Origin of the sequence: Priestia endophytica, from assembly GCF_026790145.1 — a bacterium.
GTDB lineage: Bacteria > Bacillota > Bacilli > Bacillales > Bacillaceae_H > Bacillus_I > Bacillus_I endophytica_A.
This window is the reverse complement of record NZ_JALAMS010000015.1, coordinates 92332-117445: the sequence shown is the minus strand read 5'-3', so window position 1 is coordinate 117445 and position 25114 is coordinate 92332. Positions and strand designations below refer to the sequence as shown.

27 protein-coding genes and 1 riboswitch are annotated in these 25114 nt (G+C 37.4%); of the genes, 25 read left to right on the top strand and 2 right to left on the bottom strand.

Annotation, left to right across the window (positions count from 1 at the left end; genetic code table 11):
* From MOC86_RS12525 to MOC86_RS12455, 15 genes are all read left to right on the top strand, one after another.
* A complete protein-coding gene (locus MOC86_RS12525; protein WP_019391632.1) occupies positions 1-756 on the top strand; it encodes a segregation/condensation protein A in 756 nt (251 codons plus the stop codon).
* Positions 746-1318: an SMC-Scp complex subunit ScpB gene (gene scpB / locus MOC86_RS12520; RefSeq protein ID WP_124049501.1), complete on the top strand. Its 573-nt coding sequence runs from the start codon at positions 746-748 to the stop codon at positions 1316-1318. The genes MOC86_RS12525 and scpB overlap by 11 nt, the downstream gene beginning before the upstream one ends.
* A gap of 161 nt (positions 1319-1479) precedes the next feature.
* Positions 1480-1947, top strand: a complete 468-nt coding sequence (locus tag MOC86_RS12515) for a DUF3907 family protein (protein WP_268584493.1) — start codon at positions 1480-1482, stop codon at positions 1945-1947.
* A gap of 126 nt (positions 1948-2073) precedes the next feature.
* Entirely contained in the window at positions 2074-3210 is a 1137-nt protein-coding gene (locus MOC86_RS12510) for a D-alanyl-D-alanine carboxypeptidase family protein (protein ID WP_419146634.1), read from the top strand.
* 1 nt (position 3211) lies between these two features.
* Positions 3212-3808: a nucleoside recognition domain-containing protein gene (locus MOC86_RS12505; protein WP_019391636.1), complete on the top strand. Its 597-nt coding sequence runs from the start codon at positions 3212-3214 to the stop codon at positions 3806-3808.
* Positions 3808-4341, top strand: a complete 534-nt coding sequence (locus MOC86_RS12500; RefSeq protein WP_019391637.1) for a spore maturation protein — start codon at positions 3808-3810, stop codon at positions 4339-4341. Before MOC86_RS12505 ends, MOC86_RS12500 begins: the two co-directional genes overlap by 1 nt.
* A gap of 123 nt (positions 4342-4464) precedes the next feature.
* Positions 4465-5199 carry a pseudouridine synthase gene (locus tag MOC86_RS12495; RefSeq protein WP_019391638.1) on the top strand — a complete coding sequence of 245 codons (735 nt, stop codon included), beginning with the start codon at positions 4465-4467 and terminating at the stop codon, positions 5197-5199.
* Positions 5200-5289: 90 nt separating this feature from the next.
* A complete protein-coding gene (gene resA, locus MOC86_RS12490; RefSeq protein ID WP_268584492.1) occupies positions 5290-5817 on the top strand; it encodes a thiol-disulfide oxidoreductase ResA in 528 nt (175 codons plus the stop codon).
* A 12-nt stretch (positions 5818-5829) separates the two neighbouring features.
* Entirely contained in the window at positions 5830-7455 is a 1626-nt protein-coding gene (gene resB / locus MOC86_RS12485; RefSeq protein ID WP_268584491.1) for a cytochrome c biogenesis protein ResB, read from the top strand.
* The gene (gene ccsB, locus MOC86_RS12480) at positions 7452-8636 is read left to right on the top strand and encodes a c-type cytochrome biogenesis protein CcsB (RefSeq protein ID WP_268584490.1); all 1185 of its coding nucleotides are present in this window, start codon (positions 7452-7454) and stop codon (positions 8634-8636) included. Before resB ends, ccsB begins: the two co-directional genes overlap by 4 nt.
* A 124-nt stretch (positions 8637-8760) precedes the next feature.
* Positions 8761-9477, top strand: a complete 717-nt coding sequence (locus MOC86_RS12475) for a response regulator transcription factor (RefSeq protein WP_124049494.1) — start codon at positions 8761-8763, stop codon at positions 9475-9477.
* Positions 9474-11240, top strand: coding sequence for an ATP-binding protein (locus MOC86_RS12470; RefSeq protein WP_268584489.1), 1767 nt, complete (start codon positions 9474-9476; stop codon positions 11238-11240). Before MOC86_RS12475 ends, MOC86_RS12470 begins: the two co-directional genes overlap by 4 nt.
* A 122-nt stretch (positions 11241-11362) precedes the next feature.
* On the top strand, positions 11363-11893 hold the full coding sequence (locus MOC86_RS12465; protein ID WP_268584488.1) for a sigma-70 family RNA polymerase sigma factor: 531 nt from the start codon (positions 11363-11365) through the stop codon (positions 11891-11893).
* Between the two features lie 148 nt (positions 11894-12041).
* Positions 12042-12731 (top strand): peptidoglycan DD-metalloendopeptidase family protein, encoded by a 690-nt coding sequence (locus tag MOC86_RS12460; protein WP_268584487.1) that lies wholly within the window; start codon positions 12042-12044, stop codon positions 12729-12731.
* A 104-nt stretch (positions 12732-12835) separates the two neighbouring features.
* Positions 12836-12956: riboswitch (FMN riboswitch) on the top strand.
* Positions 12957-13099: 143 nt separating this feature from the next.
* Positions 13100-13696 carry an ECF transporter S component gene (locus MOC86_RS12455; RefSeq protein WP_419146633.1) on the top strand — a complete coding sequence of 199 codons (597 nt, stop codon included), beginning with the start codon at positions 13100-13102 and terminating at the stop codon, positions 13694-13696.
* Between the two features lie 36 nt (positions 13697-13732).
* Here MOC86_RS12455 and MOC86_RS12450 read toward each other — a convergent pair whose 3' ends face one another.
* Positions 13733-13981 carry a ferredoxin gene (locus MOC86_RS12450; RefSeq protein WP_019391647.1) on the bottom strand — a complete coding sequence of 83 codons (249 nt, stop codon included), beginning with the start codon at positions 13979-13981 and terminating at the stop codon, positions 13733-13735.
* A 360-nt stretch (positions 13982-14341) separates the two neighbouring features.
* Between MOC86_RS12450 and MOC86_RS12445 the strand changes: the two genes are divergently transcribed.
* The 9 genes from MOC86_RS12445 (at position 14342) to MOC86_RS12405 (ending at position 23241) form a co-directional block, all read left to right on the top strand.
* The gene (locus MOC86_RS12445) at positions 14342-15412 is read left to right on the top strand and encodes a helix-turn-helix domain-containing protein (RefSeq protein ID WP_268584486.1); all 1071 of its coding nucleotides are present in this window, start codon (positions 14342-14344) and stop codon (positions 15410-15412) included.
* Complete coding sequence (locus MOC86_RS12440) at positions 15403-16935, top strand: RecQ family ATP-dependent DNA helicase (protein ID WP_268584485.1); 1533 nt, start codon at positions 15403-15405, stop codon at positions 16933-16935. Before MOC86_RS12445 ends, MOC86_RS12440 begins: the two co-directional genes overlap by 10 nt.
* Positions 16922-17491: a CPBP family intramembrane glutamic endopeptidase gene (locus MOC86_RS12435; protein WP_268584484.1), complete on the top strand. Its 570-nt coding sequence runs from the start codon at positions 16922-16924 to the stop codon at positions 17489-17491. The genes MOC86_RS12440 and MOC86_RS12435 overlap by 14 nt, the downstream gene beginning before the upstream one ends.
* 68 nt (positions 17492-17559) lie before the next feature.
* On the top strand, positions 17560-18018 hold the full coding sequence (locus tag MOC86_RS12430) for a DUF2663 family protein (protein WP_111925119.1): 459 nt from the start codon (positions 17560-17562) through the stop codon (positions 18016-18018).
* A gap of 164 nt (positions 18019-18182) precedes the next feature.
* On the top strand, positions 18183-18935 hold the full coding sequence (locus tag MOC86_RS12425; protein WP_268584483.1) for a metallophosphoesterase: 753 nt from the start codon (positions 18183-18185) through the stop codon (positions 18933-18935).
* A 90-nt stretch (positions 18936-19025) separates the two neighbouring features.
* Positions 19026-19931: a MerR family transcriptional regulator gene (locus MOC86_RS12420; RefSeq protein WP_268584482.1), complete on the top strand. Its 906-nt coding sequence runs from the start codon at positions 19026-19028 to the stop codon at positions 19929-19931.
* A gap of 121 nt (positions 19932-20052) precedes the next feature.
* The gene (locus MOC86_RS12415; protein ID WP_040056729.1) at positions 20053-20652 is read left to right on the top strand and encodes a genetic competence negative regulator; all 600 of its coding nucleotides are present in this window, start codon (positions 20053-20055) and stop codon (positions 20650-20652) included.
* A gap of 204 nt (positions 20653-20856) precedes the next feature.
* Complete coding sequence (locus MOC86_RS12410; RefSeq protein WP_268584481.1) at positions 20857-22137, top strand: Glu/Leu/Phe/Val family dehydrogenase; 1281 nt, start codon at positions 20857-20859, stop codon at positions 22135-22137.
* 144 nt (positions 22138-22281) lie between these two features.
* Positions 22282-23241, top strand: a complete 960-nt coding sequence (locus tag MOC86_RS12405) for a YpdA family putative bacillithiol disulfide reductase (protein ID WP_268584480.1) — start codon at positions 22282-22284, stop codon at positions 23239-23241.
* Between the two features lie 25 nt (positions 23242-23266).
* Here the strand turns inward: MOC86_RS12405 and MOC86_RS12400 are convergent, their stop codons facing one another.
* The gene (locus MOC86_RS12400) at positions 23267-24232 is read right to left on the bottom strand and encodes an asparaginase (RefSeq protein ID WP_268584479.1); all 966 of its coding nucleotides are present in this window, start codon (positions 24230-24232) and stop codon (positions 23267-23269) included.
* A 114-nt stretch (positions 24233-24346) separates the two neighbouring features.
* Between MOC86_RS12400 and prsW the strand changes: the two genes are divergently transcribed.
* On the top strand, positions 24347-25021 hold the full coding sequence (gene prsW, locus MOC86_RS12395) for a glutamic-type intramembrane protease PrsW (RefSeq protein WP_243517951.1): 675 nt from the start codon (positions 24347-24349) through the stop codon (positions 25019-25021).
* Positions 25022-25114 lie beyond the last annotated feature (93 nt).

The following is a 25114-nucleotide window of genomic DNA, read 5'->3' as shown; positions in this document are numbered from 1 at the left end:
GTGGAATATAGTGTAAAAATAGATGCTTTTGAAGGACCGCTTGATTTGCTGCTGCACCTTATTAATCGTTACGAAATCGACATATATGATATTCCTGTAGCTAAAATCACAGAGCAGTATATGTCTTACGTTCATACGATGCAAGAGCTTCAGCTTGATGTAGCAAGTGAATATTTAGTAATGGCTGCAACTCTTTTAGCAATTAAAAGCAAGATGCTGCTTCCGAAAGAAGAAGAGCTTGAAGAACTAGAAGAGGACTTTGATGAAGAAGATCCTAGGGATGAGCTTATGCAACGTCTTCTTCAATATCGTCGCTTCAAAGAAGTTGCAAAAGATTTTGAAGAACGAGATATAGAGCGTGGATATGTTTTTACACGTCCTCCTCAAGACTTACAAAGCATGGAGATCGAAGCGCAAGAAAGCAGAGAGCTTTCCGTTTCAATGTACGATATATTAAGCGCAGTTCAGAAACTATTAAAACGAAAAAAAATTCAAAAGCCGTTAAAAACCCGGATTGCAAGACAAGAAATTCAAATTGAAGATCGGATGACTGATATTTTAAAAGATCTTCGAACAACGCGGAAGAAAACAAGCTTTTTTGAGCTTTTTCCTGTTCCTGAACGAGAACACATTGTTGTGACGTTTTTAGCGGTGTTAGAGCTTTTAAAACAAAACCAAATTATTGTAGAACAAAAAGGGAATTTTGATGAACTTTTCGTGTCTGCAAGCCAAGGAGGAGAAGCTGGTGAAGAATGAGAAATGGTTTCCGATTATTGAAGCTCTCCTTTTTACAGTAGGTGATGAAAAGGCAACGCTCGAACAAATTTCAGCTGCACTTGAGCTTTCCTTACAAGAAACAAAGGAATGTATGGAGGAGTTTCAAACCTTCTATGCTCAAAGTGAAAGAGGAATGAGCGTTTTAGAAATTGCGGGCGGCTATCAGCTTGCAACGAGAAAAGAATACTCGGAGTATATAAAACGTCTTATTTCTGTACCAACACATCAATCTCTTTCGCAAGCTGCTCTTGAAACACTTGCGATTATTGCTTATCGTCAGCCCATTACACGGCTTGAAGTTGAGGATATAAGAGGAGTAAAAACAGATAGAGCACTTCAAACGCTTGTTGCCAAAGCCCTTGTAAAAGAAGTAGGAAGAGCAGAAGGGGCAGGACGAGCTATTTTGTATGGAACAACAGACGATTTTTTAGCTCATTTTGGCTTTAAAACGCTTGAGGAACTACCTCCATTGCCAGAGGAGTTTTATGAAGAAGAAGTAGAAAAAGAAGCAGATTTATTTTTCGAAAAAATGAATGAGTAAATAGCCAAAAAAAAGACGTTTTTTGTATAAAAAGACGAATTTTTTCATATAATGGACAATCGCAGTGCCGCTTATAGAAAACGTGTATAAAATATGACAAGAGCAACAAAGCTTGGCCACCATATGAAATTCGTAGAGTAAAGATATTCGGAGGCGAAAAAATGCAAGAACATACCGTGCAAAAACAGGTTGAATTTGCACAAACAAAGCTTTCCGTCATTGAACAGAAGCTTCAGCATTATTTAAATTACACAAACATTATGGTTCTTGAGAGAGAAGGAAAGGAAAAAGAGGAATATCCACTCCTTTTATCAGACTTGCGTCGGCTTTCTGTACACTGCTTAGAAGCAAAAGAAGCTTGTACAATGTTTTTAACAACCAAAGCCGTACCTTCCGCTCAAGCCCAGCAGCTATTAAAACGAATTTACCAGCGCTGTGTACTTGAGTTTTTCAATCCTAAAAATGACTTGTGGTATGAGAACAGTAGGGCATCATACACAGGAAGTGATGCAATTCACTTTCGGTTTGAGGCACCAAACTCCGTTCACGTCCTGTTTCGGAATATTGAAGAGCCTTTCCTCTCTTTACAGGAAGAACTTCAAATGTATGAAAAAAAACTATTTTACTAATTAAATAAAGAAGAAAAACGTCAGCACACGTGCTGGCGTTTTTTCTTCTTTATTTTTAATCATATCAGCAAACGGACAGGCATAAACTTGTACAAACAAATGATGTGCTAAAGGGACGTGGAGACGATGAAGGGTTATAAAAAAATTCTTTGCTATATGATAGTCACTATATTTCTTGCTGGTACCTTTCCATTAAAGAGTCAAGCTCAAGGAGAGGTTAGTGCACGGAGCGCTATATTAATAGATCAGCGCTCAGGAAGAATTCTGTATGAAAAAGACATTCATGAAAAGCGTCGTATTGCGAGCATCACTAAAATTATGACGGCCATTCTGGCGGTGGAATCTGGAGAAATGAACAAAAAAGTAAAAGTAAGCCGAGAAGCCATTCAAACAGAAGGCTCTGCTATTTATCTAGAGGAAAACGAAAAAATCTTACTTGAAGATTTAGTCTATGGTCTTATGCTTAGGTCTGGTAACGACGCGGCAGAAGCTATTGCAGAGCATGTGGGAGGAAGTAAAGAAGGCTTTGTTTACTTAATGAACCAAAAAGCAGCTGAAATTGGCATGGAAAATACAGAGTTTGCAAATCCACACGGTCTTGATGATCATGAAAATCACTATTCAACAGCGTATGATATGGCCATTTTAATGAAGTATGCGATGAACAGCAAAAAATTCCGAGAAATCTCTGGAACAAAAACATATCGAACTAAAAGCGGAGCACATGTACGCGTATTTAAAAACAAAAATAAGCTTCTTACAAGCCTTTATCCACATACAACAGGCGGAAAGACAGGATATACAAAAAGAGCGAAAAGAACGCTTGTCTCATCAGCACAGAAAGATGGTTTAGACCTCATTGCTGTAACGATTAATGCACCGAGTGACTGGGATGATCACATTTACATGTATAACATGGGGTTCGACAACTATAAAGCAACAAAAGTTGTACAAGAAGGCGAGATTGAAGGTGTGAAAAATAAGTTTTATGAAGACAAACTTTATGTAAAAAGAGATTTTATTTATCCTCTTACAGAAAAAGAGCAGGAAAAAGTAAAAACGAAGCTTACCCTTTTAAAACCAAGAAAAAAGGAATGGAAAGATGAAAGAAATGTCCCACAGATTGTTGGGAAGATTTCTATTTCTCTAGATGGCAAAGCTCTTGGTGAGATGCCCATTTATTATGATCATGGAGGAAAAGAAACAGGATCGTTTTTTGAGAAAGCAAAAGAACTGTTCTTTATAGGCCAAGGAGTACGGTAGCATGGTTAATATTATTTGGGTTTTGCTCACGGTTATTGGCTTAGTATTTGCGGTTGTGAATGGAAAAGTAGAAGAAGTAAATAAGGCTATTTTTCAGGGAGCACAAGAGGCTGTAACAATTAGTTTAGGTCTTATTAGTGTTCTTGTGTTTTGGCTTGGGTTAATGAAAATTGCTGAGGGAGCAGGTTTGCTTGTAAAACTTGCTCGCTTAGCTCGTCCTTTCATTTCAAGGCTTTTTCCAGAGCTTCCGAAAGATCATCCAGCAATTGGCTATATTTTGTCAAATATGATGGCTAATATGTTTGGACTTGGTAATGCTGCAACACCCCTTGGAATTAAAGCAATGGAAGAGATGAAGCGAGCGAACAATGGAAAAAATGAAGCAAGCAGTTCAATGATCACGTTTCTAGCTCTTAATACATCGAGTATAACGCTTGTACCGACAACAGTCATTGCTCTTCGCATTACGTATGAATCAGAAAGTCCTGCTGAAATTATCGGAGCAACGCTTCTAGCAACTTGTGTTTCCATGCTTGGTGCTATTTTACTTGATCGTTTCTTTTATCTTCGTCGCTTGAAAAAAGGTGGGAAAAAGTAATGGAAATCGTAAATTTTATTTCGATTTTGCTCATTCCGCTTATTATTGGTTTTATTCTGATCTATGCTACTTTTAAAAAAATACCAACGTATGAGCTGTTTGTTGAAGGCGGAAAAGAAGGAATCAGCTTAGCCTTCTCTATTATTCCTTATTTAGTTGGGATGCTTGTAGCTATTTCTATTTTTAGAGCTTCAGGAGCGATGGAATGGCTTCTTTCTTTTTTAAAACCAATGCTTCTTGCGATTGGTGTTCCTCCTGAAATTGTGCCGCTTGCACTTATTCGTCCGATCTCAGGAAATGCTGCTCTTGGAATGACGTCTGACTTACTTGCAACGTATGGACCAGATTCCTTTATTGGGCGTCTTGCTTCCGTTATGCAAGGAAGTACAGATACGACATTTTATGTATTAACTGTTTATTTTGGTGCGGTGGGAATTAAAAAAATGGGGGACGCTGTCAAAGTTGGCCTGCTTGCAGATTTAGTCGGAATTATTGCTGCAATTGTTATTGTAACGCTTATATTTGGGGCATGATGAAAAAGCTTCTTTGTAAAAGAAGCTTTTTTACCGTATATAGATGATAAGAATGAGCTTTTAAAGGAAAACTACTTGTACAACATATATGAAACAAGTAAGATGTACAAGAGGTGAATAACGATGGAACGATTACAAAAAGTGATTGCACACGCAGGAATTGCGTCAAGAAGAAAAGCAGAACAGCTTATTTTAGAAGGAAAAGTGAGAGTCAATGGCAAAGTAATTAAAGAGCTTGGAACAAAAGTAAAGCCACAGGACCGTGTTGAAGTTGAGGGAGTACAAATTGAACAGGAGAAACCTGTTTATTTCTTATTATATAAACCAACAGGGGTTATTTCGAGTGTAACAGATGATAAAGATCGTAAAACTGTACGAGATTATTTTCCGTATGTAGAAGAACGCATTTATCCAATTGGGCGTCTTGATTACGATACGTCAGGTCTTTTACTTATGACAAACGACGGAGCTTTTGCTAATCATCTTATGCATCCAAAATATGAAATTGAAAAAACATATATTGCAAAAGTGAAAGGCATTCCCCAAAAGCATGAAGTTCGCTTGCTAGAAAAAGGAGTCCGTCTTGAAGATGGTGTAACAGCACCAGCAAAAGTACGTGTTCTTTCCGTTGATAAGCGTAAACAAACATCGATTGTAGAGCTTGTTATTCATGAAGGAAGAAATCGTCAAGTTCGTCGCATGCTTGAAACAGTTGGATATCCGGTCGTAAAGTTAAAGCGTGAACGCTATGCGTTTTTAGATTTAGTTGGTTTAAATGCAGGAGAGGCAAGAGAACTTACTCCACATGAAGTGAAAAAATTAAATTCGCTTGCGGATACAGGAAAAGAGCGAGTGTGAAGCAACTGCTTCATGCTCCTTTCACCATACTTTAGCATGGTGAAAGAAGTATATGTAAGCGGATAACTTATCGATGTAAAGGGGGATTTTATGAAAAAGAAAAAAAGACGTCTCCTCGTTCGAACGATTATTTTGTCCATCTTGTTTAGCGCTGTTGGCTATACAATGTACGCTCAGTTTTTTGCTGAAAAAGAGAAAGTTGTGGTTGGGGAAAAAGCGCCTGACTTTGTCCTAGAAGATTTAAGCGGAGAAAAGCATAAGCTTTCAGATTATGAAGGAAAAGGCGTTTTCTTAAATTTTTGGGGAACGTGGTGTAAGCCTTGTGCAAAAGAAATGCCCGTGATGCAAAATCAGTATGAACAGTTTAAAGACAAAGGAGTCGAAATTCTAGCTGTAAATGCAGATGAGACTAAGCTTGCTGTTAATCGATTTTCGAAAAGTTATGGGCTTACATTCCCTGTGATGATTGATGATGGTGGAGAAGTACAGACCGCATACGATATAGGCCCTTTGCCAACAACTATTTTAATAGATTCCAAAGGGGAGATTGTTGATATTTTTGAAGGTGGACTTGATGAACAAAAAATCAAGGAATATATGGATAACATAAAGCCATAGGAGGTTTGAAACATGAAAGAAGTGAAATGTGAATGTGGCCATGTGAATCCACACGGAACAATTTTATGTGAAGCATGTGGAAAACCAACAAATGGTGAGAATTCTAAAAAGCTGTTAGATATGAGGTATGAAGGAAGTGCGAGAAGATCGCAGACGTATAACAAAACAGTAATTGATCATATTTGGAACTTCTTCTCGTCTGTAAAAGTAGGAATATGGCTTATTGTTTTAACCCTTATTGCCTCAGCTTTTGGAACGATTTATCCTCAGGAAGCGTACATTCCGATTAATGCAGATCCCTCGACTTACTACGAAGAACAATACGGAACACTTGGTGCTCTTTACTATCAACTTGGTTTTCACAATTTATACAGCTCATGGTGGTATCTACTTCTTATTGCTTCAATTGGGATTTCCCTTGTTATTTGTAGTCTAGACCGAGTTATTCCCCTTCATCGAGCATTGAAAAAGCAGCGTGTCACCCGACATGAATCTTTTTTACAACGACAGCGTTTTTTTAGCGTAACCGAAAACCCGATAGAATCCGATATTAATAAGGTAGAAGAACAGTTGAAAAAGAGAGGATACAGGGTTAAAAAAGAAGAAGGCAACTTGTTAGGTGAGAAAGGGCGTTTTTCAAGGTGGGGTCCTTATGTTAATCATATTGGACTTATTATCTTTCTTATCGGAGCAATGCTTAGGGTTGTTCCAGGGATGTATATTGATAAAACAATGTGGCTTCGTGAAGGAGAAACAAAGGCCATTCCCGGTACAAATGGGGAATATTTTTTGGAAAATAATCAATTTATCTATGAGGAGTATGGAAAAGATTCTGATGAAGTATTTCAAAAAACAATTGATCGTGTAGGAGCGGTAGCTAAAAATTATCAAACAGACGTAACCCTTTATAAAGGACAAGAAGGGAAGATTGCGGGAGAAGATCAGAAACTTGTAAAACAAAAAGACTTTCCTATCAAAGTGAATGAGCCTTTAAAATTTGATGGATATGCTGTTTATCAAGTTGATTACCGGTTAAATGAGCTAAGTGAAATGAAGCTATCGTTAGACGACAAACAAAGTGGAGAAAGCTTTGGAACAATCTCTATTGATTTACATAATCCAAAAGATACGTATAAGCTAAAAGACGGCTATCGAGTGGAGATTTTAAGCTATTTTCCTGATTTTTATTTTAATGAAGAAGGAAATCCTGATACAAAAACGAAAACTCCTTCAAATCCGGCTTTTGTGTTTAAAATGTTCACCCCAGATCGGCAGGAGGGAGAAACAAGTTTTGTAGCCATTAGACAAAATGTCGAACCTCTAGGCGAGAATAAGTATAAGATGACGTTTGCGGGAATTGATACGAAAAATGTGACAGGGCTTACTGTTCATAAAGACTCTACCCTCTGGATACTAGGACTAGGTGGATTAATCTTTATGATTGGGGTTATTCAAGGTATGTATTGGAATCATCGTCGTATTTGGATCCAACATACAGCTCAAGGGTTATTTATGGCAAGTCATACAAACAAAAACTGGTTTGGACTAAAACGAGAGCTTGAAAAAATAATAGAAGGAACAGCAATTGTGATGCCAGAGGATCAGCAAGAAAAGAAAAAGGGAGGGGATAAGGCATGAACTTAGTTAGTTTAAGTGGAAACTTACTTTATACAGCTTTTATCGTCTACTTAATTGCAACGCTTTTTTTCGGGGGAGCTATCAGATCAAAAAAAGTAGAGCGCAACAATAAAAAAAATAAATTTGCAACATTTGGTATTTTGTTAGCAATTGTAGGATTTGTCGCACAGGCAGGTTATTTTGTTACCCGATGGATTGCAGCAGGACACGTTCCTGTGAGTAATTTATTCGAATTTATGACGTTTTTCTCACTTATGCTTGTTGGGGCATTTATTTTGTTATACTTTATGTATAGATTAAGTTCACTTGGGGTTTTTACCCTTCCTATCGCCCTTTTACTAATTGCTTATGCAAGCATGTTCCCGCGGGATATTTCACCTCTTATTCCCGCGTTGCAAAGTCACTGGCTTTATATTCATGTCACAACAACAGCGCTTGGCCAAGCCATCTTAGCCGTTAGCTTTGCAGCAGGCCTTATCTATTTAATTAAGGAAGTTGATCAAACTAAAAGAGGGAAGAGGACATTTTGGCTTGAAGTTGTGTTGTATAGCCTTGTTACAACACTTGCATTCGTCATTATTACCTCATCTTTTCGAATTGCAGATTATGAAGCAACGTTTTCATGGGTTGATAAGCATGATGAGAAAGCAGAAGCAGTGTATCATCTTCCAGCACTTGTTGGACCAAACGAACACGAGCTTATAACAGAAGGAAAACTGAGCCCATTTATAGAGGTGCCTGCACTTATTAACGCAGCTAAACTTAATACATGCATTTGGTCCATCATTGGCGGTTTGATTCTCTATGTAGTATTACGATTGGTTTTACGCAGAAGGCTTGGAGAAGCTTTAAAACCGCTTGTACGAAATGCAAACTCAGAGTTAGTAGATGAAATTAGCTACCGTTCTGTAGCGATTGGGTTTCCGATATTCACTCTTGGTGCTCTTATTTTTGCAATGATATGGGCTCAAATAGCGTGGACAAGATTTTGGGGATGGGACCCAAAAGAAGTTTGGGCTCTTATCACATGGCTCTTTTATGCAGCGTTTTTACATCTCCGTCTTTCAAAAGGATGGCATGGTGAAAAATCAGCATGGCTTGCTGTGATAGGATTTGCCATTATTATGTTTAACCTTATTGCTGTTAACTTAATTTTAGCAGGGCTTCATTCATATGCTTAAGCCTTCACAACTGTGAAGGTTTTTCAATTGCAGAGAAAGGGCATAAAAACGTATGATAGGGATGAATCTAGGAGTACAATAAACGATAATAAGTCGTACATAAGAGAAACTAGGAGGTAAGAAAATGGACGTAGCTGCACGAATTTTAATCGTAGATGATGAAGAAAGAATTAGAAGACTATTGAAAATGTATCTAGAGCGTGAAGGGTATGCTATTGATGAAGCTTCAAATGGGGATGATGCAGTAGCAAAAGCGCTTGAGACAGACTATGACATGATTTTGCTTGATATCATGATGCCTGGAAAAGATGGACTTGAAGTATGCAAAATTATAAGAGAGAAAAAATCCACACCAATTGCAATGCTAACAGCTAAAGGGGAAGAAGCAAACCGTGTCCAAGGATTTGAAATTGGAGCAGATGACTATATTGTAAAACCATTCAGTCCACGTGAAGTTGTGCTTCGCGTAAAAGCTCTTCTGCGCCGCTCTTCTCAAACATCATATTTAACAACGGAAACAAAAGCAAAAGACTTGCTTGTTTTCCCGCACCTTACAATTGATAATGATGCCCATCGGGTTACAGCTGAAGGAAAAGAAGTAAGCTTAACACCAAAAGAATACGAGCTTCTTTGTTTCCTCGCTAAATCTCCAGATAAAGTATACGATCGGGAGCATCTTCTTCGTGAAGTATGGCATTATGACTTTTTTGGAGATTTGAGAACGGTTGATACACATGTAAAGAGACTCCGTGAAAAATTGAACCGAAAATCAGAAAAGGCAGCAAGTATGATTGTGACGGTATGGGGAGTTGGCTACAAGTTTGAGGTTGGCAATGAATGAGACTTTGGCGAAGTGTTGTAGGGAAGCTTTGGATTACAATCATTCTGCTTCTTTCTGTCGTTTTATTCATTCTAACCATTTTACTTCTTGAGTTTTTCGAAAACTATATTGTTGATCAAGCCGAAGAGGATTTGAACAGTACGAGCAAGCAAGTTGCTCATTTTGTAGAAGAAATGGAAGATGGAGATTTAGCTTTAAAGGCAACATGGAATCTCATTGATGATGCAAATATTATCGTACAAAAAGGAAATGAATATAGCTTTTCACCGAATATTCGAGAAGATAAAAAGCAGATTGAGAAATTCTTAAAAGAAGACAGCTATTTCAAAAACAGTGCAAATGGAACAGAGATGAGGAAGAAAGAAACAACCTTAAACCTTTCAAAAGAAGGGCAATCAGATCAAATCTACATCGTTTCAATGCCGTTTACAATGTCTTCTGGAGAGAAAGGAGCCGTATATTTATATCAGCCTCTTTCTTATTTACAAGAGCCTTCTCGTCAAACAACAAAATTTATTCTTTTAGCAGCTGGGATTGCTATTATTTTAACGACAATTTTTGCCTTCTTCCTTTCTACAAGAATTACAGCTCCTCTTCGTAAAATGAAACAAGCTGCATTTGAAGTAACGAAAGGAAACTTTGATACAAAAGTTCCTATTTTAACGTATGACGAAATTGGAGAGCTCGCTATTGCTTTCAATCAAATGGGGCGTCAACTTAAATATAATTTAAATGCACTGAATCAAGAAAAAGAACAGCTTTCAAGTATTTTAAGCAGTATGGCAGATGGAGTTATTACCTTTAGCCGAAATGGGACTATTCTTATTACAAATCCACCTGCCGAACAGTTTTTGCAAGCTTCTCTCTATGAACAAAAAATTGATATTACAAATGCATCAGGTCTTTCATCAAAAGTGCAGCGTTTGTTAGAAGAAGTTGTTCAAACAGAGCAGGAGCAAGTAACTGAGATGACAGTACAAGGAAGAACATGGGTTATCCTAATGTCTCCGCTGTATAATCAAACGAAAATACGTGGAGCTGTTGCTGTTATCAGGGATATGACAGAAGAGCGCAGGCTTGATAAGCTTCGTCAAGATTTTGTTGCTAATGTTTCGCATGAATTAAGAACGCCGATATCAATGCTGCAAGGCTACAGTGAAGCAATTATTGATGATATTGCTTCAACAGAAGAAGAAATGAAAGAAATTGCAAAAGTTATCCATGATGAATCATTAAGAATGGGTCGTCTTGTAAATGAACTGTTAGATTTAGCAAGAATGGAAGCAGGTCATATTAGACTTTCAATTGATGAAGTAGACATTGAATCGTTTACAGAACGAGTGCTTCGGAAGTTTCAGGGTGTCGCAAAAGAAGAGGATATTGGGCTTCATTTATTGTTAGAATCACTTCAAAGACAAGAAGTGAAAATTGATGCGGACAAGCTAGAGCAAGTCTTAACAAACCTTATTGATAATGCTATTCGTCATACACAGGGAGAAGGAGCTGTAACATTAGAAGTCGAAAGTTTATCTAGTGCTCTTTCTCTTAAAGTACAGGATACAGGAGCAGGTATTGCTGAAGAAGATTTGCCGTTTGTTTTTGAACGTTTTTATAAAGGAGACAAAGCAAGAACAAGAGGAAAAGCAGGAACTGGTCTTGGTCTTGCAATTGCTAAAAATATTGTTGAAGCTCATGAGGGAACAATCCGTGTTCATAGTATATTAGGGAAAGGCACAACATTTTCAATTCGATTGCCACAATAGAGAGAAAAAAGCTAGAAAAGGGTCATCTTTTTCTAGCTTTTTTCTTTTCATTTAGGTAAAGTTGAATTACCATTTATTAGTATTTAGATCCTTTTATAAAGGTTAGGAGAGGGGGAGAGATGATGAACACTGTACTTGAGCGGCTATATATAACATATCATCAAGATTTGCTTCGGTTTTTAGTATATACAGTGAAAAATCGAGAGAAAGCAGAAGACTTAGCACAGGAAGTGTATATACGTGTTTTGAAATCTTGCAGTAAATTTGAAGGAAACTGTAGTGAAAAGACGTGGCTTTTTACAATTGCTAAAAATATTGCAATAGACTATTTTAGAAAAGAAAAAGGTTTAAAAGAGTGTTGTCTTTTATCAAGTTGGCGGAAGCACATTTGTTGTGAAGAATCTCCTTCTCCAGAAGAACATACCCTCATTAAAGAAGAGATACAGCAGCTGTATGAAAGGCTCAGCACATGCAAAAATGATTTTCAGCTTGTTTTACTTTGTCGTTTTATTCGTGGATTATCTGTTGGACAGACTGCCCATTTTTTAGAATGGTCAGAGAGTAAAGTGAAAACAACGCAACATCGAGCCCTTAAAGCATTAAGGACAGAAATGAGTGGAGGAAGAAAGCGTAAATATAAACGTGAAATATAGTCAAGAAAAGGATAATGTACAACATTAACTTTTTAACATTTTTCTGGATAAAACTCTTAAAAAACGTAAAGTATATGGGAGATGTCTTAAAATGGTAGGTACAGTTTAAGGCAGGGACTAAACATGTTTTTTAGGAGGAACTACAGCGATGAAAGCACGCATATTTGGAATTATAACAATAGTCGCTTTTATAGTTGGAAGCGGGTCTGTCCAGGGAAATGCTGAAGAAGCCGAACAGTGGATTTGGCCAACTGAGGGAATATTAACAGACTTATTTGGCACACGTCATGCTAAGCATTATGGTATTGATATTGCAGCTCCTATTGGAACAAATGTTGAAACAGTTGCAGATGGTAAAGTGACAAAATCCTATCCTTCTTCAACATATGGAAACGTTGTTTTTATTAAACAAAACAATGGATATGAAGCAGTATACGCTCATTTACACAAACGTCTTGTAAAGCAAGGTGACACAGTTAGAAAAGGACAAATAATTGGTGAAGTTGGAAGTACAGGCCGGTCTTCGGGAAGTCACCTGCATTTTGAAGTACATAAAGGAAATTGGAATGAACATAAAACAAACGCCGTTGATCCTCTTCCTCTTCTTGATGAAGAAAAGCTTTATGCTTATTTAAGAGGGGGAGTTACAAGGGAAGTTTTTCAGTCTGTTTATGGAGAGACAACAAATGATGGGAAAGTGAAAACAACTGTTCAAAAAGGGGACACGTTATCAAATATTGCCGAGAAATACGGTGTATCAGTTTCAACTTTACAAGCGTGGAATAACTTAGATAAAACAACGATTTATGCTGGAGAAAAGCTTATCGTTCAGCAATGAAAGGTCTCCTAAAAGGAGATCTTTTATTGTTAAGGAAAGGAAAAAGGTTTTTATAATTTACTTTTAATTCGAGAAAAGTTATAATGAACATAAAATCACATATGGTTCATCTTCGGGGCAGGGTGAAATTCCCGACCGGCGGTTACAGCCCGCGAGCTTTCATTGAAAGCAGGATTTGGTGAAATTCCAAAGCCGACAGTACAGTCTGGAAGGGAGAAGGTGGAGGTTCAAACGTTTAATTTTTTAATTGTTAAACGTTTATTAAACGAGCTCTGCTAACTCCTTCAGCTATTTATGAAGGAGTTTATTTGCGTTTAATACAAGAACCTTTCTTCTTTGAGATGGATCGCAAAGAAGGAGAGAGGATTATGAACAAAAATAAAAAGACTCAAAAATTCGTTGCGATAGGAATGCTGAGCAGTATTGCTTATGTACTGATGATGCTTAATTTTCCTATCCCTATTTTCCCAAGCTTTTTGCTTATTGACTTCAGTGAGCTTCCTGCTCTTATTGCAGCAATTGTTTTTGGACCGCTAGCGGGAATTGCAGTTGAAGCAATTAAAAACTTCTTGTATTATGCTGTTCAAGGAAGTATGACAGGTGTTCCAGTTGGATCACTTGCTAATTTTATCGCTGGAGTTTTATATATAGTGCCCGTTGCGCTTATGTTTCGCAAGTTTCGCAACCGTAAAAGCATTACGCTTGGTCTTGCAGTAGGAACTATTTTGACCTCAACTGTTATGAGCATTCTTAATTATTATGTTATTTTACCGGCTTACACATGGTTTTTACAAGCACCAGCGATGTCAGATAAAATGCTTTATGCAACAGTTACAACAGCTATCTTCCCATTCAACATTGTTAAAGGTGCTATTGTCGGAGTTTTGTTTGGTCTTATGTATGCTAAGATGCACACTTGGATTGCCAAACGCTCTATTCATCCTTCAACATCTGTTTCAAAATAAAAAAGCTCGTTAGGAATGATCCTAACGAGCTTTTTTCTATTCGTATTTAAGAGCGTCGCCTTCAAAAGGATCGTCCGCTACTTTGATAGACTCAGTTGGGCATCCTTCAAATGCATCCATCATGTCATCTTCAAGTGCCTCCGGTACTTCTACAACGCCTTCATTGTTGTCTAATGTTACAAATGCAATACCTTCGTCGTCGTAGTCGTAGATATCAGGTGCTGCAGCTCCACATGCACCACAAGCAATGCATGTGTCCTTGTCAACAATCGTATACTTTGCCATTATAAAGACCTCCTAAAATTCTATCCATCATATAAATTTTATGATTATTGTAGTTATCACGAAACAATACGTTTCATACTCACTAAACATTGTACGGCTGTTTGGATAAGTTTTCAATAGAAAAATCATTCTGTCATCCTAATGCTTATCTTAATAACAAGCTACAAGGAATATCTTGTTGAACCAATTCATTCTGTTCACTATAGTATTACCCGAAAAGGCGTAAGGAAAAACGAAGAGAAAATGTCCTTATTTTTCAATTGATCTTTATAGGCTATGCAAAGGGAAAAAAGTGTGTGAACAACAAATGCATGTTAAAATAAAGAAAAAAGAAATGTTATAAGGAGAAGCGTATCTATTATGAATTCTCTTCATATTGTAATGTTATTTTGTCTTCAACGCTTGAAAGAAGAGCGTACAATATATGGGGTTTATCATTTATTAAAAGGAAAGAAATCAGCCCAAACAATCCAAGATGGGCAAATCTACGGTCTGTCTTTTTTGTTCCAATCTTTTCCTTATTTAAAGAAACCATCCTTTGATAGTATGATCACAACCTTAGTTCAAAAAGAGGCTATTATCTCCAAAGGGGAACATGTTTATCAAGTTACAGAAAAAGGTCAAGAATATGTACAAAAGTGGTTAACGACTAATGAACTACCATCTTCACTGAACGGCTGGCAGTATGCCAATGTAACATACCCTTTTTGGAAACGTCTTCTTGTTCTGTTCCAAACTGTCTCAAATTTAGTTTACGAAGAGAAGAAATTTGTTCCTGTGACAAGAGATGAGGAAACGTTAAGATGGTTAAAAAACTTTCTTGTGCGAAATAGGCAGAATCGGACTGAATTAGCTCATCAACTTTTTCAAGAGCTAAAAAACATTTTGAAGGAAACCCCACAGCTTAATGTGGAGATATTTGTACGGCAGTTTTCAGGGTATCAGTATGCAGGAGAAACAAACGTTCAAATTGCGAAAGAGTATAATATTGATGAGCATTATGTGCATCTTTGCCAACTAGCAACGGTGCATTTTATCATTCATATGTTGAAAAAGCAGAAGGATTTGTACAAGCTACTACAAGGGTTACTAACCGATTTTAATGTTGTTCTTCCCTTAACATCATCAGCTAAGGCAACATATGAACTTATGAAGAGAAACAAGTCATTTGAAGACATTATGAGAATTCGTCGTTTGAAAAAAAGTACGATTGAAGATCATTTAGCTGAAATTGCCCTTTTTGTAGATGATTTTAGCCTCTCAGACTATGTAACAAATGCTGAACAAGAAGAAATTAAACGCGTCTATTTAAAGCTCAATACGAATAAATTAAAACCTATCAAAGATGAAGTGTCATCTTCTATTACTTATTTTCAGATTAGGCTTGTGCTTGCTCATTTGACTAAAGAAAGGAGAGTCACATGGAGTTAGAAGATATTCTTTTTAAAAAGTTTGGCTACCAAACATTTAAGCCTGGACAAAAAGAAGTGATAAGTTCTCTTCTAGAGGGAAAGCATACGATAGCGGTTTTGCCAACAGGAACAGGGAAATCGCTATGCTATCAGCTCACAGGTTATATTATAAACAAACCGATTCTCATTGTGTCTCCGCTTCTTTCTCTGATGGAAGACCAAGTTCAGCAGCTTAAAATGACTGGAGAAAAGCGCGTGATTGCTTTAAATAGCTTTTTGCAAGAAAAAGAGTGGAAAAAAGCAGTGAACGAGCTTTCAAAATATAAGTTCATTTACGCTTCTCCAGAAGCACTACAAAATCCACGAACGCTGGATGCTTTGAAACGCATTGGCATCGCTCTTTTTGTTGTTGATGAAGCACACTGTATTTCACAGTGGGGGCACGATTTTAGGCTAGAATATTCAATGCTTGGATCAGTGTGGGAAAAACTTGAACGTCCAACTTGTTTAGCGCTAACAGCAACTGCAACAGAAGCGGTTACCGAGGATATTGTGGCACATTTACATTTAGAAGATGTAACAAAGCTTATTTATTCTGTGAATCGTCCTAATATTGGAATGAAAGTTAAACGAGTTGAAAGTATAGAAGAAAAAAAAGAGCATGTACTGTGCTATGTGCAAAAAATGAAAAAACCTTGCCTTATTTATTGCTCAAGCCGAAATTGGACCGAAAACTTAACAGAATATTTGCTTGAGAATGGAGTAAGGAATGTTGCTTTTTATCATGGGGGGATGCCATATAATGAGCGCATTTTAATTCAACAGCAGTTTCTTCATGATCAGCTTGATGTGATTTGCTGCACAAGTGCATTTGGTATGGGAGTAAACAAGAAAAATGTTCGGTTTGTGCTCCATTTCCACCCCCCAACACAGCTTGAAAGCTACGTTCAAGAAATGGGAAGAGCAGGGAGAGACGGAAAAGAAAGTTTTTCTGTTGTTCTTTACGATGAGCGCGATGACGAGCTCGCTTTTCATCTTATGAGTAGCGAACTTCCTGACCGTTCGTTATGCTATGCTGTTTTATCTATATTAGAAAAGTACCAAGATGGAACGAATGTTTCGCTACTTGATCGAGATATGATCGAGATATATGGCATCAATGAAGTTCACTGGCGCTTTATTCGTTTTCACTTGCAGCAAAATGGTATGATTAAAAACGACAAACTAGCGAAAATGAACCATAAAGAAGAAATGGTTAACAATATCCAGAAAGCTGTTGAAAGCAGGCTTCATGATAAAGAAGCTCGTTTTAAAGAGATGAAAAAGTTTCTACTTTCAAAATCATGTCGCCGTTCCATTATCCTTGATTATTTTCAGAACGATAGCGAGCCTACTCCACCATTATGTTGCGACATTTGCGGGATTGATGAAGAAGCATATGAAGAACGTGAATATGTGAATGAGGATAAAAAACCGTATAGTTGGATAAATCATTTATCACATCTGTTAGGACAGAAAGAGGAAAAGTATGAACACTTCTAAGTATAGTGATAGAGAACTGATTTGGAGTTTATATGGCACACAGGGGCTACTTTTTCTTCTCACAGTTGGACTCTTATTCTTTTTGCATGATCAACCAGCAGAATTAGGGGAGTATTTTCAACTTGACTTTCGGGAGCTTTTTTTATTTGGCATGCTTCCAGCCCTTGTTGTTGTGGCAGTTGATCTTTTACTGACAATAAAGCTGCCAAGTCATCTTTATGATGATGGAGGAATCAACCGCCAAATTTTTCGCTCTCGTTCCTTTTGGCATATTGTCTTTCTTTGTCTTCTTATTTCTTTTGTAGAGGAACTGCTTTTTCGAGGAGTTGTACAAGCACATATTGGTCTTGTTGGAGCAAGTATTATTTTTGCGCTTATTCATGTTCGTTATTTAACAAAACCAGTACTGTTTAGCTCGGTTGTTTTAATGAGTTTTATGATCGGCTTGCTTTTTTGGTGGACGGATAACTTACTTGTAACAATGACGGCACATTTTGTAATTGATTTTGTACTTGCTTTATATATTCGCTATATTGAAAAAGAAGAACATGCCTAAAAAAACATAATAATGACTAGGACAACCACATACCTATATTAACAAAGCGGAATGTAGGAGGAGTGGGCATGGAGAAAGAAATTCAAGCGCTTGATCATCGTACAGATGAAGCGACAAAGTTTGTATTACAAAGTGTCGTAAAGCGGAAAAGAAAGTTTGATACGTTAACAAAAAAAGAAAAAAAGCTACAGGGGTTATTGCTTCTTTTGGCAGTCGGAATAATGGGATATACGTGGTTTTCACTTCAAACTTTAGAACAGTTAACGTTTCAATCCGTTCTTACTCATATGCTTGAACGGTCCATTTATTTTATGTTTATTCTTGTGATGGGAAGCCTTTTTTTCTATTTAAAATATGTTCATGAAAAATGTGAGAAGGCAGAAAAAGAATTTCACGAGCTTCGGTGTGAAATTATTCAGAAAGCAGGGGAATACTGGCCTCAGCCAACTAGATGGGAAGCGAGACAAGCCGTTTTCGCAATGATGATGAAAAAGTTTGATGTAAATTTATATCACGAGCATAAGTAGCAATAGGACAGACCCATATTCCGTTTTTTTTCATAGTATGAGTTTTGAATACTTTTTATCAAAAAATAAATTTTTAAAAATTCTTCTCTAACATTTGTGACCGTTAAGGGAGAGCAGATGTTGTATCACCAAGAAAAAGCAGGAGAAGTAGAGGAGGAGATATCGTGAAGTTTATATTTTCCATGGCGTTGTTTCCAGTTGTTTTATTAGGATACATGTGGAAAAATGCCTTTGAAAACCGAATTGTATATCATAGGTTCCGTTTCCCGCAGTTTCCCGCTCGTGAAAAACTGCGTCTTTTTTTTATTTCCGATGTTCATAAAAGGACGATAGATGACAAACTCATTGAGAAAATGAAGGATGAGGTTGACGCGGTCATTATAGGGGGAGACTTAACGGAAGAGGAAGTACCTTTTCTTCAAGTAGCAGAAAATGTGCAAAAACTAAAAAGCTTAGCACCTGTTTATTTTGTATGGGGAAATAATGACTATGAAGCAGGAGAAGATGAGCTTTCAGAGTTGCTTGAAGAAAACGGTGTAACTGTTCTTCGTAATGAAGCAAAGTCCTATCTGTTGAAAGAGCATTCGATTGATTTCATTGGCGTTGAGGATGTTTCAAAACGGAAGGCAGATTTAGAAAAAGCTGTTCAAGGTGCAAAAAATTCTTTTCGTTTACTTTTGAGCCATAATCCTTTCATTATGAGAAGGATAAAGGAGGAGATGAATATTTCCCTCGTTTTAAGCGGTCATACACACGGAGGACAAATTCGCTTTTTTGGATGGGGACCTTATGAGCATGGGGGAGTTTATACAAGAAATGGAACGACTATTTTAATAAGTAATGGATATGGTACAACGAAGGTACCTCTAAGGCTTGGTGCAAAGCCTCAGACACACCATATTACAATTACAAGCTAATGATACAAAACGTATACAACGTTTACACAAAAATACTGGTAACGTATAATTCAACTAGATAAAGAAACGATGTTTACTTGGAGGTTCGCAATGGCTTCAAGAGAAGGAAAATATAATATAAAAGCAATTTCACAGCTTGTAGGTGTTCAGCCTGGAACATTGCGTGCATGGGAGAGACGATACAATATAGTAGATCCTGTCCGTAATGATTCAGGTCATCGGTTGTATACGGATCGAGACCTAAAAACGATAAAATGGCTAACAGACAAAGTAAATAGTGGTTTTACAATTAGTCAAGCCGTTTCATTACTTGAAAAAGAGGCTGTTTTTTCAATAGAGGAAGAAGATACAGCAACAACAACCTCAAAAATCAAAGAAGATCTTTTGAGAGCTCTCTTATCTTTTCAAGAAACAAGAGCTCAGCAACTTATGGATCAAGCTTTTAGTCTTTATTCAATTGAGAAGGTAGTTATTGATATTTTAGGGTCGCTATTAATATCCATTGGAGATTTGTGGGAGAAAGGGAAAATTACAAGTGCCCATGAGCACTATGCATCACAGCTTATTAAAACAAGAATTGGGATTATTCTTTATTCATTTCCATCACCACCAATTATGCCGAGAGCAATTGCTGTATGTGGACCAAACGAGCGACATGAAGTTGGATTACTCATTTTTACGCTCTTTTTAAAAATGAAAGGTTTTGAAGTTATTTATTTAGGGAGCAGCGTCGATAATCAAGATGTAAAAATAGTTGTTGGAGAAGTTCAGCCTTCCTTATTGTTTATGTCATGTACAATGAAAGAAAACCAGGAAGAAACAATAGCTCTTGTAAAAGAAGTGAAACGGGAATTTTCTTCACTTTCAATCGGCCTTGGGGGAGCTGCTTTTTCAAATGTGGAAGATGAAAGCATCCTTTCTTTTATTGTCGGTGATTCAAAACAAGAATGGGAACGTTGGATTAACATAAAATTAACAGAGATTCAAATGCAATAAGGTTGTCTTCTTTCTTATAAACATGTAAACTCTATTGTAACAGCACGAATGAACTCTTTTTCAACAAGTGCATATATTAAACTGTTAATGTCGTTGTTTCGGCGAATGGGGAGGGTGTATGATGAGATTAGAGCGCCTGAATTATAACAAGATAAAAATTTTCTTGACGTTTGATGATTTAACAGAACGCGGATTATCAAAAGAGGATATGTGGAACAACTCGTTAAAAGTCCAGCAGCTTTTTAGAGATATGGTTGACCAGGCGAGTGAAGAGTTAGGTTTTCAACCAACACAGTCGCTTGCTGTTGAAGTATTTGCTCTTCAAGCGCAGGGCATGGTCGTTATTTTAACAACAAGTTCTGAAGACCTCTCAGACCAAGAAGATGATGACTTCATGGATGACTATATTCAAATGCAGGTAACGCTAGATGAAAATCAGGACATTTTCTTTGAATTTTCATCTTTTGAAGATGTTATCCAGCTTGCAAATCGACTCTCCCCTTTAGATGTGAAAAGTGGTACGCTTTATTCTTATGGCAAACACTTTTATCTATTAGTGGACACAGAGAATGAAGAGGATTTGGATACAGAAACTCTTGTAGCGCTTTTGGCTGAGTATGGATATCCGTCAACGCTGACAAAATATCGCGTTCATGAATATGGGAAAATGCTCCTTGAAAAGAATGCGCTATCGTTTATAGCTGAGAAATTTTCATCATGAAAAGAAGAGCGATTTTATATGACGAACGTTCGTCATATAGTCGCTCTTTTTTTAAATTTCTAGAGAAGAATTAATCGCTTTCAAGAAAGTCGATTTTTAAATGTGAAATTTTGCGTTTTTCTCTTTGCATCAGCATATGAAAGGTGTATACTATGTCATGAAAGAAGCACCATTTACTATATTTGACTGTGGGAGGTTCTCTAAATGGTTGCCGATAAAATGCAAACCAATGAACATGATGATAGAGACAAAAACGATGTATTAAAGTCAACTCAAACTGTTATACATAGTGCTTTAGAAAAGTTAGGGTATCCAGAAGAAGTATTTGAGCTTTTGAAAGAGCCTTTACGATTAATGACAGTGAAGATTCCTGTACGTATGGATGATGGCTCTGTGAAAGTTTTTACAGGTTACCGTGCACAGCATAATGATGCTGTTGGGCCAACAAAGGGAGGAATTCGTTTTCACCCGGGTGTAACAGAAAAAGAAGTTAAAGCGCTTTCTATTTGGATGAGTTTAAAATGTGGTATCGTTGATCTTCCTTATGGTGGTGGAAAAGGCGGTATTGTATGTGACCCACGTAATATGTCATTTGGTGAGCTTGAGCGCTTAAGTCGCGGCTATGTAAGATCCATTAGCCAAATTGTTGGACCGACGAAAGATATTCCAGCTCCAGATGTTTTTACAAACTCGCAAATTATGGCATGGATGATGGATGAGTACAGCCGAATTGATGAATTTAATTCTCCTGGTTTTATTACAGGAAAACCGCTTGTGCTTGGTGGCTCACATGGTCGTGAAACAGCAACAGCTAAAGGGGTAACAATTTGCATTCGTGAAGCAGCGAAAGCAAAAGGAATTGAACTAGAAGGAGCACGCGTTGTTGTTCAAGGATTTGGAAACGCAGGTAGCTTTTTATCCAAATTTATGCATGATGCTGGAGCTAAAATAGTTGGCATCTCTGATGCATACGGAGCTCTTCATGATCCAAACGGTCTTGATATCGATTATTTACTAGATCGACGAGATAGTTTTGGTACTGTAACAAAGCTTTTTGATAGTACAATTACAAACAAAGAGCTTTTAGAACTTGAGTGTGATATTCTTGTCCCAGCAGCTATCGAAAATCAAATTACAGAAGAAAATGCAAATGATATACGAGCAAGCATTGTAGTTGAAGCAGCAAACGGGCCTACAACGCTTGAAGCAACTAAAATTTTATCTGAAAGAGGCATTCTCCTTGTGCCAGATGTGCTAGCGAGCGCTGGTGGAGTCACTGTTTCTTATTTCGAATGGGTTCAAAATAACCAAGGTTATTATTGGACAGAAGAAGAAGTAGAGAAAAAGCTGGAAACAGTAATGGTCAAATCATTTCATAACATTTATAATATATCGAAAACGAGAAAAGTTGATATGCGCTTAGCTGCATATATGGTTGGTGTTAGAAAAATGGCCGAAGCCTCTCGTTTTAGAGGGTGGATTTAAAGCCCTATATTTGCATCCATCCAAAAAATCTCCTAATATAGATTAGGAGATTTTTTTAATTTATAAGAAAAAAGCTTTAATTTTACTTGCTCTTATACAGTTTAATAAATAGTGAAGTTTTTTTACGACTAAGGAGGAGCGGCAATGAAAAAGGAAAGAGTTATAATTGTTGGAGGAGGCCCTTGTGGACTATCTGCCTCGCTTGCTCTGCAAGCGGAAGGGATAGATGCCCTTGTTATTGAAAAAGGGAACATTGTGAACGCAATCTACCATTATCCAACACATCAAACATTTTTTAGTTCAAGTGCAAAATTGGAAATAGGTGATGTTCCTTTTATCACAGAAAATCGGAAGCCAAAGCGCAATCAGGCGCTTGCATACTATCGTGAAGTTGTTGAACGTAAACAAATTCGCGTGAATGCGTTCGAAAAGGTCGTTAAAGTGGAAAAGCAATCAGATGGAATGTTTCATATTTTTACAGATAAGGAAACGTATGAAGCAGAGAAGGTAATCATTGCAACTGGTTACTATGACCATCCAAACTACATGAACGTAAAGGGCGAAGATCTTCCAAAAGTTTTTCACTATTTCAAAGAAGCACATCCTTATTACAACTGTGATGTTGTGGTAATCGGAGGGAAAAATTCAAGTATTGATGCATCGCTTGAACTTGTAAAAGCAGGAGCGCGAGTGACAGTGTTATACCGTGGTGCTGAATATTCACCAAGCATCAAGCCTTGGGTGCTGCCAGAGTTTGAAGCCCTTGTTCGCAACGAAACCATTCAAATGGAGTTTGGAGCGAATGTGAAAGAAATCACGGAATCGCATCTCACATATGTAAAAGGAACAGAAGTTCATAAGATTAAAAATGACTTTGTCTTCGCTATGACAGGATACCATCCAGATCATGCCTTCTTGAATAAGATGGGAGTTGAGCGTGATGAAGAAACTGGTCGCCCGCATTTTAACAGCGAAACAATGGAAACGAATGTTGAAGGAATTTATATTGCAGGTGTCATTGCAGCAGGAAATAATGCAAATGAAATCTTTATTGAAAATGGACGCTTTCATGGAGATCTTATTGCCAAACATATTATTTCATAAAAAAGGCGAGCATTGTCGCCTTTTTTCATTGAGTGAAATATTGAGAAAGAACTTTGTGATTTGAAGTTGTTTCTAATGCAAGGGCGAGTTTGATACGAGCTTTCTGACCGTTCAACCCATTTGAAAAAATAATTCCAAGTTCTTTTAGCATTCTTCCACCGCCTTCATATCCGTACACATCTTGTGCAATACCATTAAAACAGCGGGAAACAAGAACAATTGGAATGCCTTTTTCAATATACTTTTGAAGCTGCGGTACAGTCTGAGGAGGCATGTTTCCTTGACCAAGTGCTTCAATAACGAGCCCATCTATTTTAAGAGAAGAGAGAGCTTGGAAAATCTGTTCATCCATCCCTGCATAAGCTTTTAAGAGAATAACATTTTTCTTTGTTTCTGTAATTGGAAAATGGTCGTGAGATGTTGGAGCATGATGGAAATTTACTCCACGCTTTGTTACAATTCCAATCGGTCCGTACTGAGGACTTTGAAATGTAGCCACATTACTTGTATGTGTTTTAGTAACGTTAGCTGCCGTATGAATCTCGTCATTCATGACGACGAGAACACCTTTATCTCCAGCTTCTTTACAAAGCGCAACTTCGACAGCTGAAAAAAGGTTGTGCGGTCCATCTGCTCCAAGCTCATTGTTTGAACGCATTGCACCAGTTAGTACAATAGGGACGTTTTGTTGTAGAACAAGATCAAGGAAATATGCCGTTTCTTCAAGTGTATCAGTTCCATGTGTAACAACAACACCTTCGGCACCATTTTGGATTGCTTCTTCAATCCCTTGTGCAAGCTGGCGCATATGTGCAAGTGTTACGTGCGGGGACGGAAGACGAAAAATTTCTGAAATTTGAACATCAATTTCAATATCAAATAAACCTGAAAGATCGCTAAGCGGATGTTTATCCCCTGGCTTAACAGCTCCCCTTTGGTCTTCTTCCATAGAAATAGTTCCGCCAGTATGGATGATGTGAATCTTTCGCATGTTTATCCCTCCTTATGAATTATGAACTAGGAATAGTAAATTCTTTTAACTGAAACCATTCTCAATCACTAATGAACATGGTACGATTAAAAAAAAGAGAAAAGAGGCGCTTGAATGCTCGCAATCATCTCAGCAGGCATTGCCCCTGGACTGGCGCTTTTGAGCTACTTTTATTTAAAAGATGAGTACGAAACAGAGCCAATCTCAGTTGTCTTAAAAACATTTATCTTTGGGGCAGTCCTTGTGTTGCCTATTATGTTTATACAGTATGTCATGCAAGAAGAGCAAGTGTTGCAAGGGGCATTTTTAAATTCCTTTCTTACAACTTCATTTTTAGAAGAGTATTTTAAATGGTTTGTACTCTACTTTACAATTTTTCAGCATGTGGAATTTGATGAACACTACGACGGCATTGTATATGGAGCCGCTGTTTCATTAGGCTTTGCTACTGCCGAAAACATCCTTTACCTTGTTGCGAACGGTGTGCAAGACGCTTTTGCTCGTGCAGTTTTACCTGTCTCGAGTCATGCCCTTTTCGGCGTTGTTATGGGATACTATCTTGGGAAAGGAAAGTTTTTTGGGAAAAGCAGCCGTAGAAAATGGCTCACATATTCTTTATTTATTCCCATTTTACTTCATGGAATGTACGACTATATCTTAAGAACGATTGATAATTGGATGGTATTAATGATTCCATTCATGGTTTTTCTATGGGGGTTAGGGCTATGGAAAGTTAAAAAAGCCAAAAAAACAAAACCACCTGTGAGCGATTTTTTTACTCCTTCTTAATGTGAAAGATAAGGTTTAGAAGTTTATGGAAAAAAGATAAATTAAATGGTTTCAACGCGTAAACCCCTTAAAAGCCCCTGCTTTTAAGGGGTT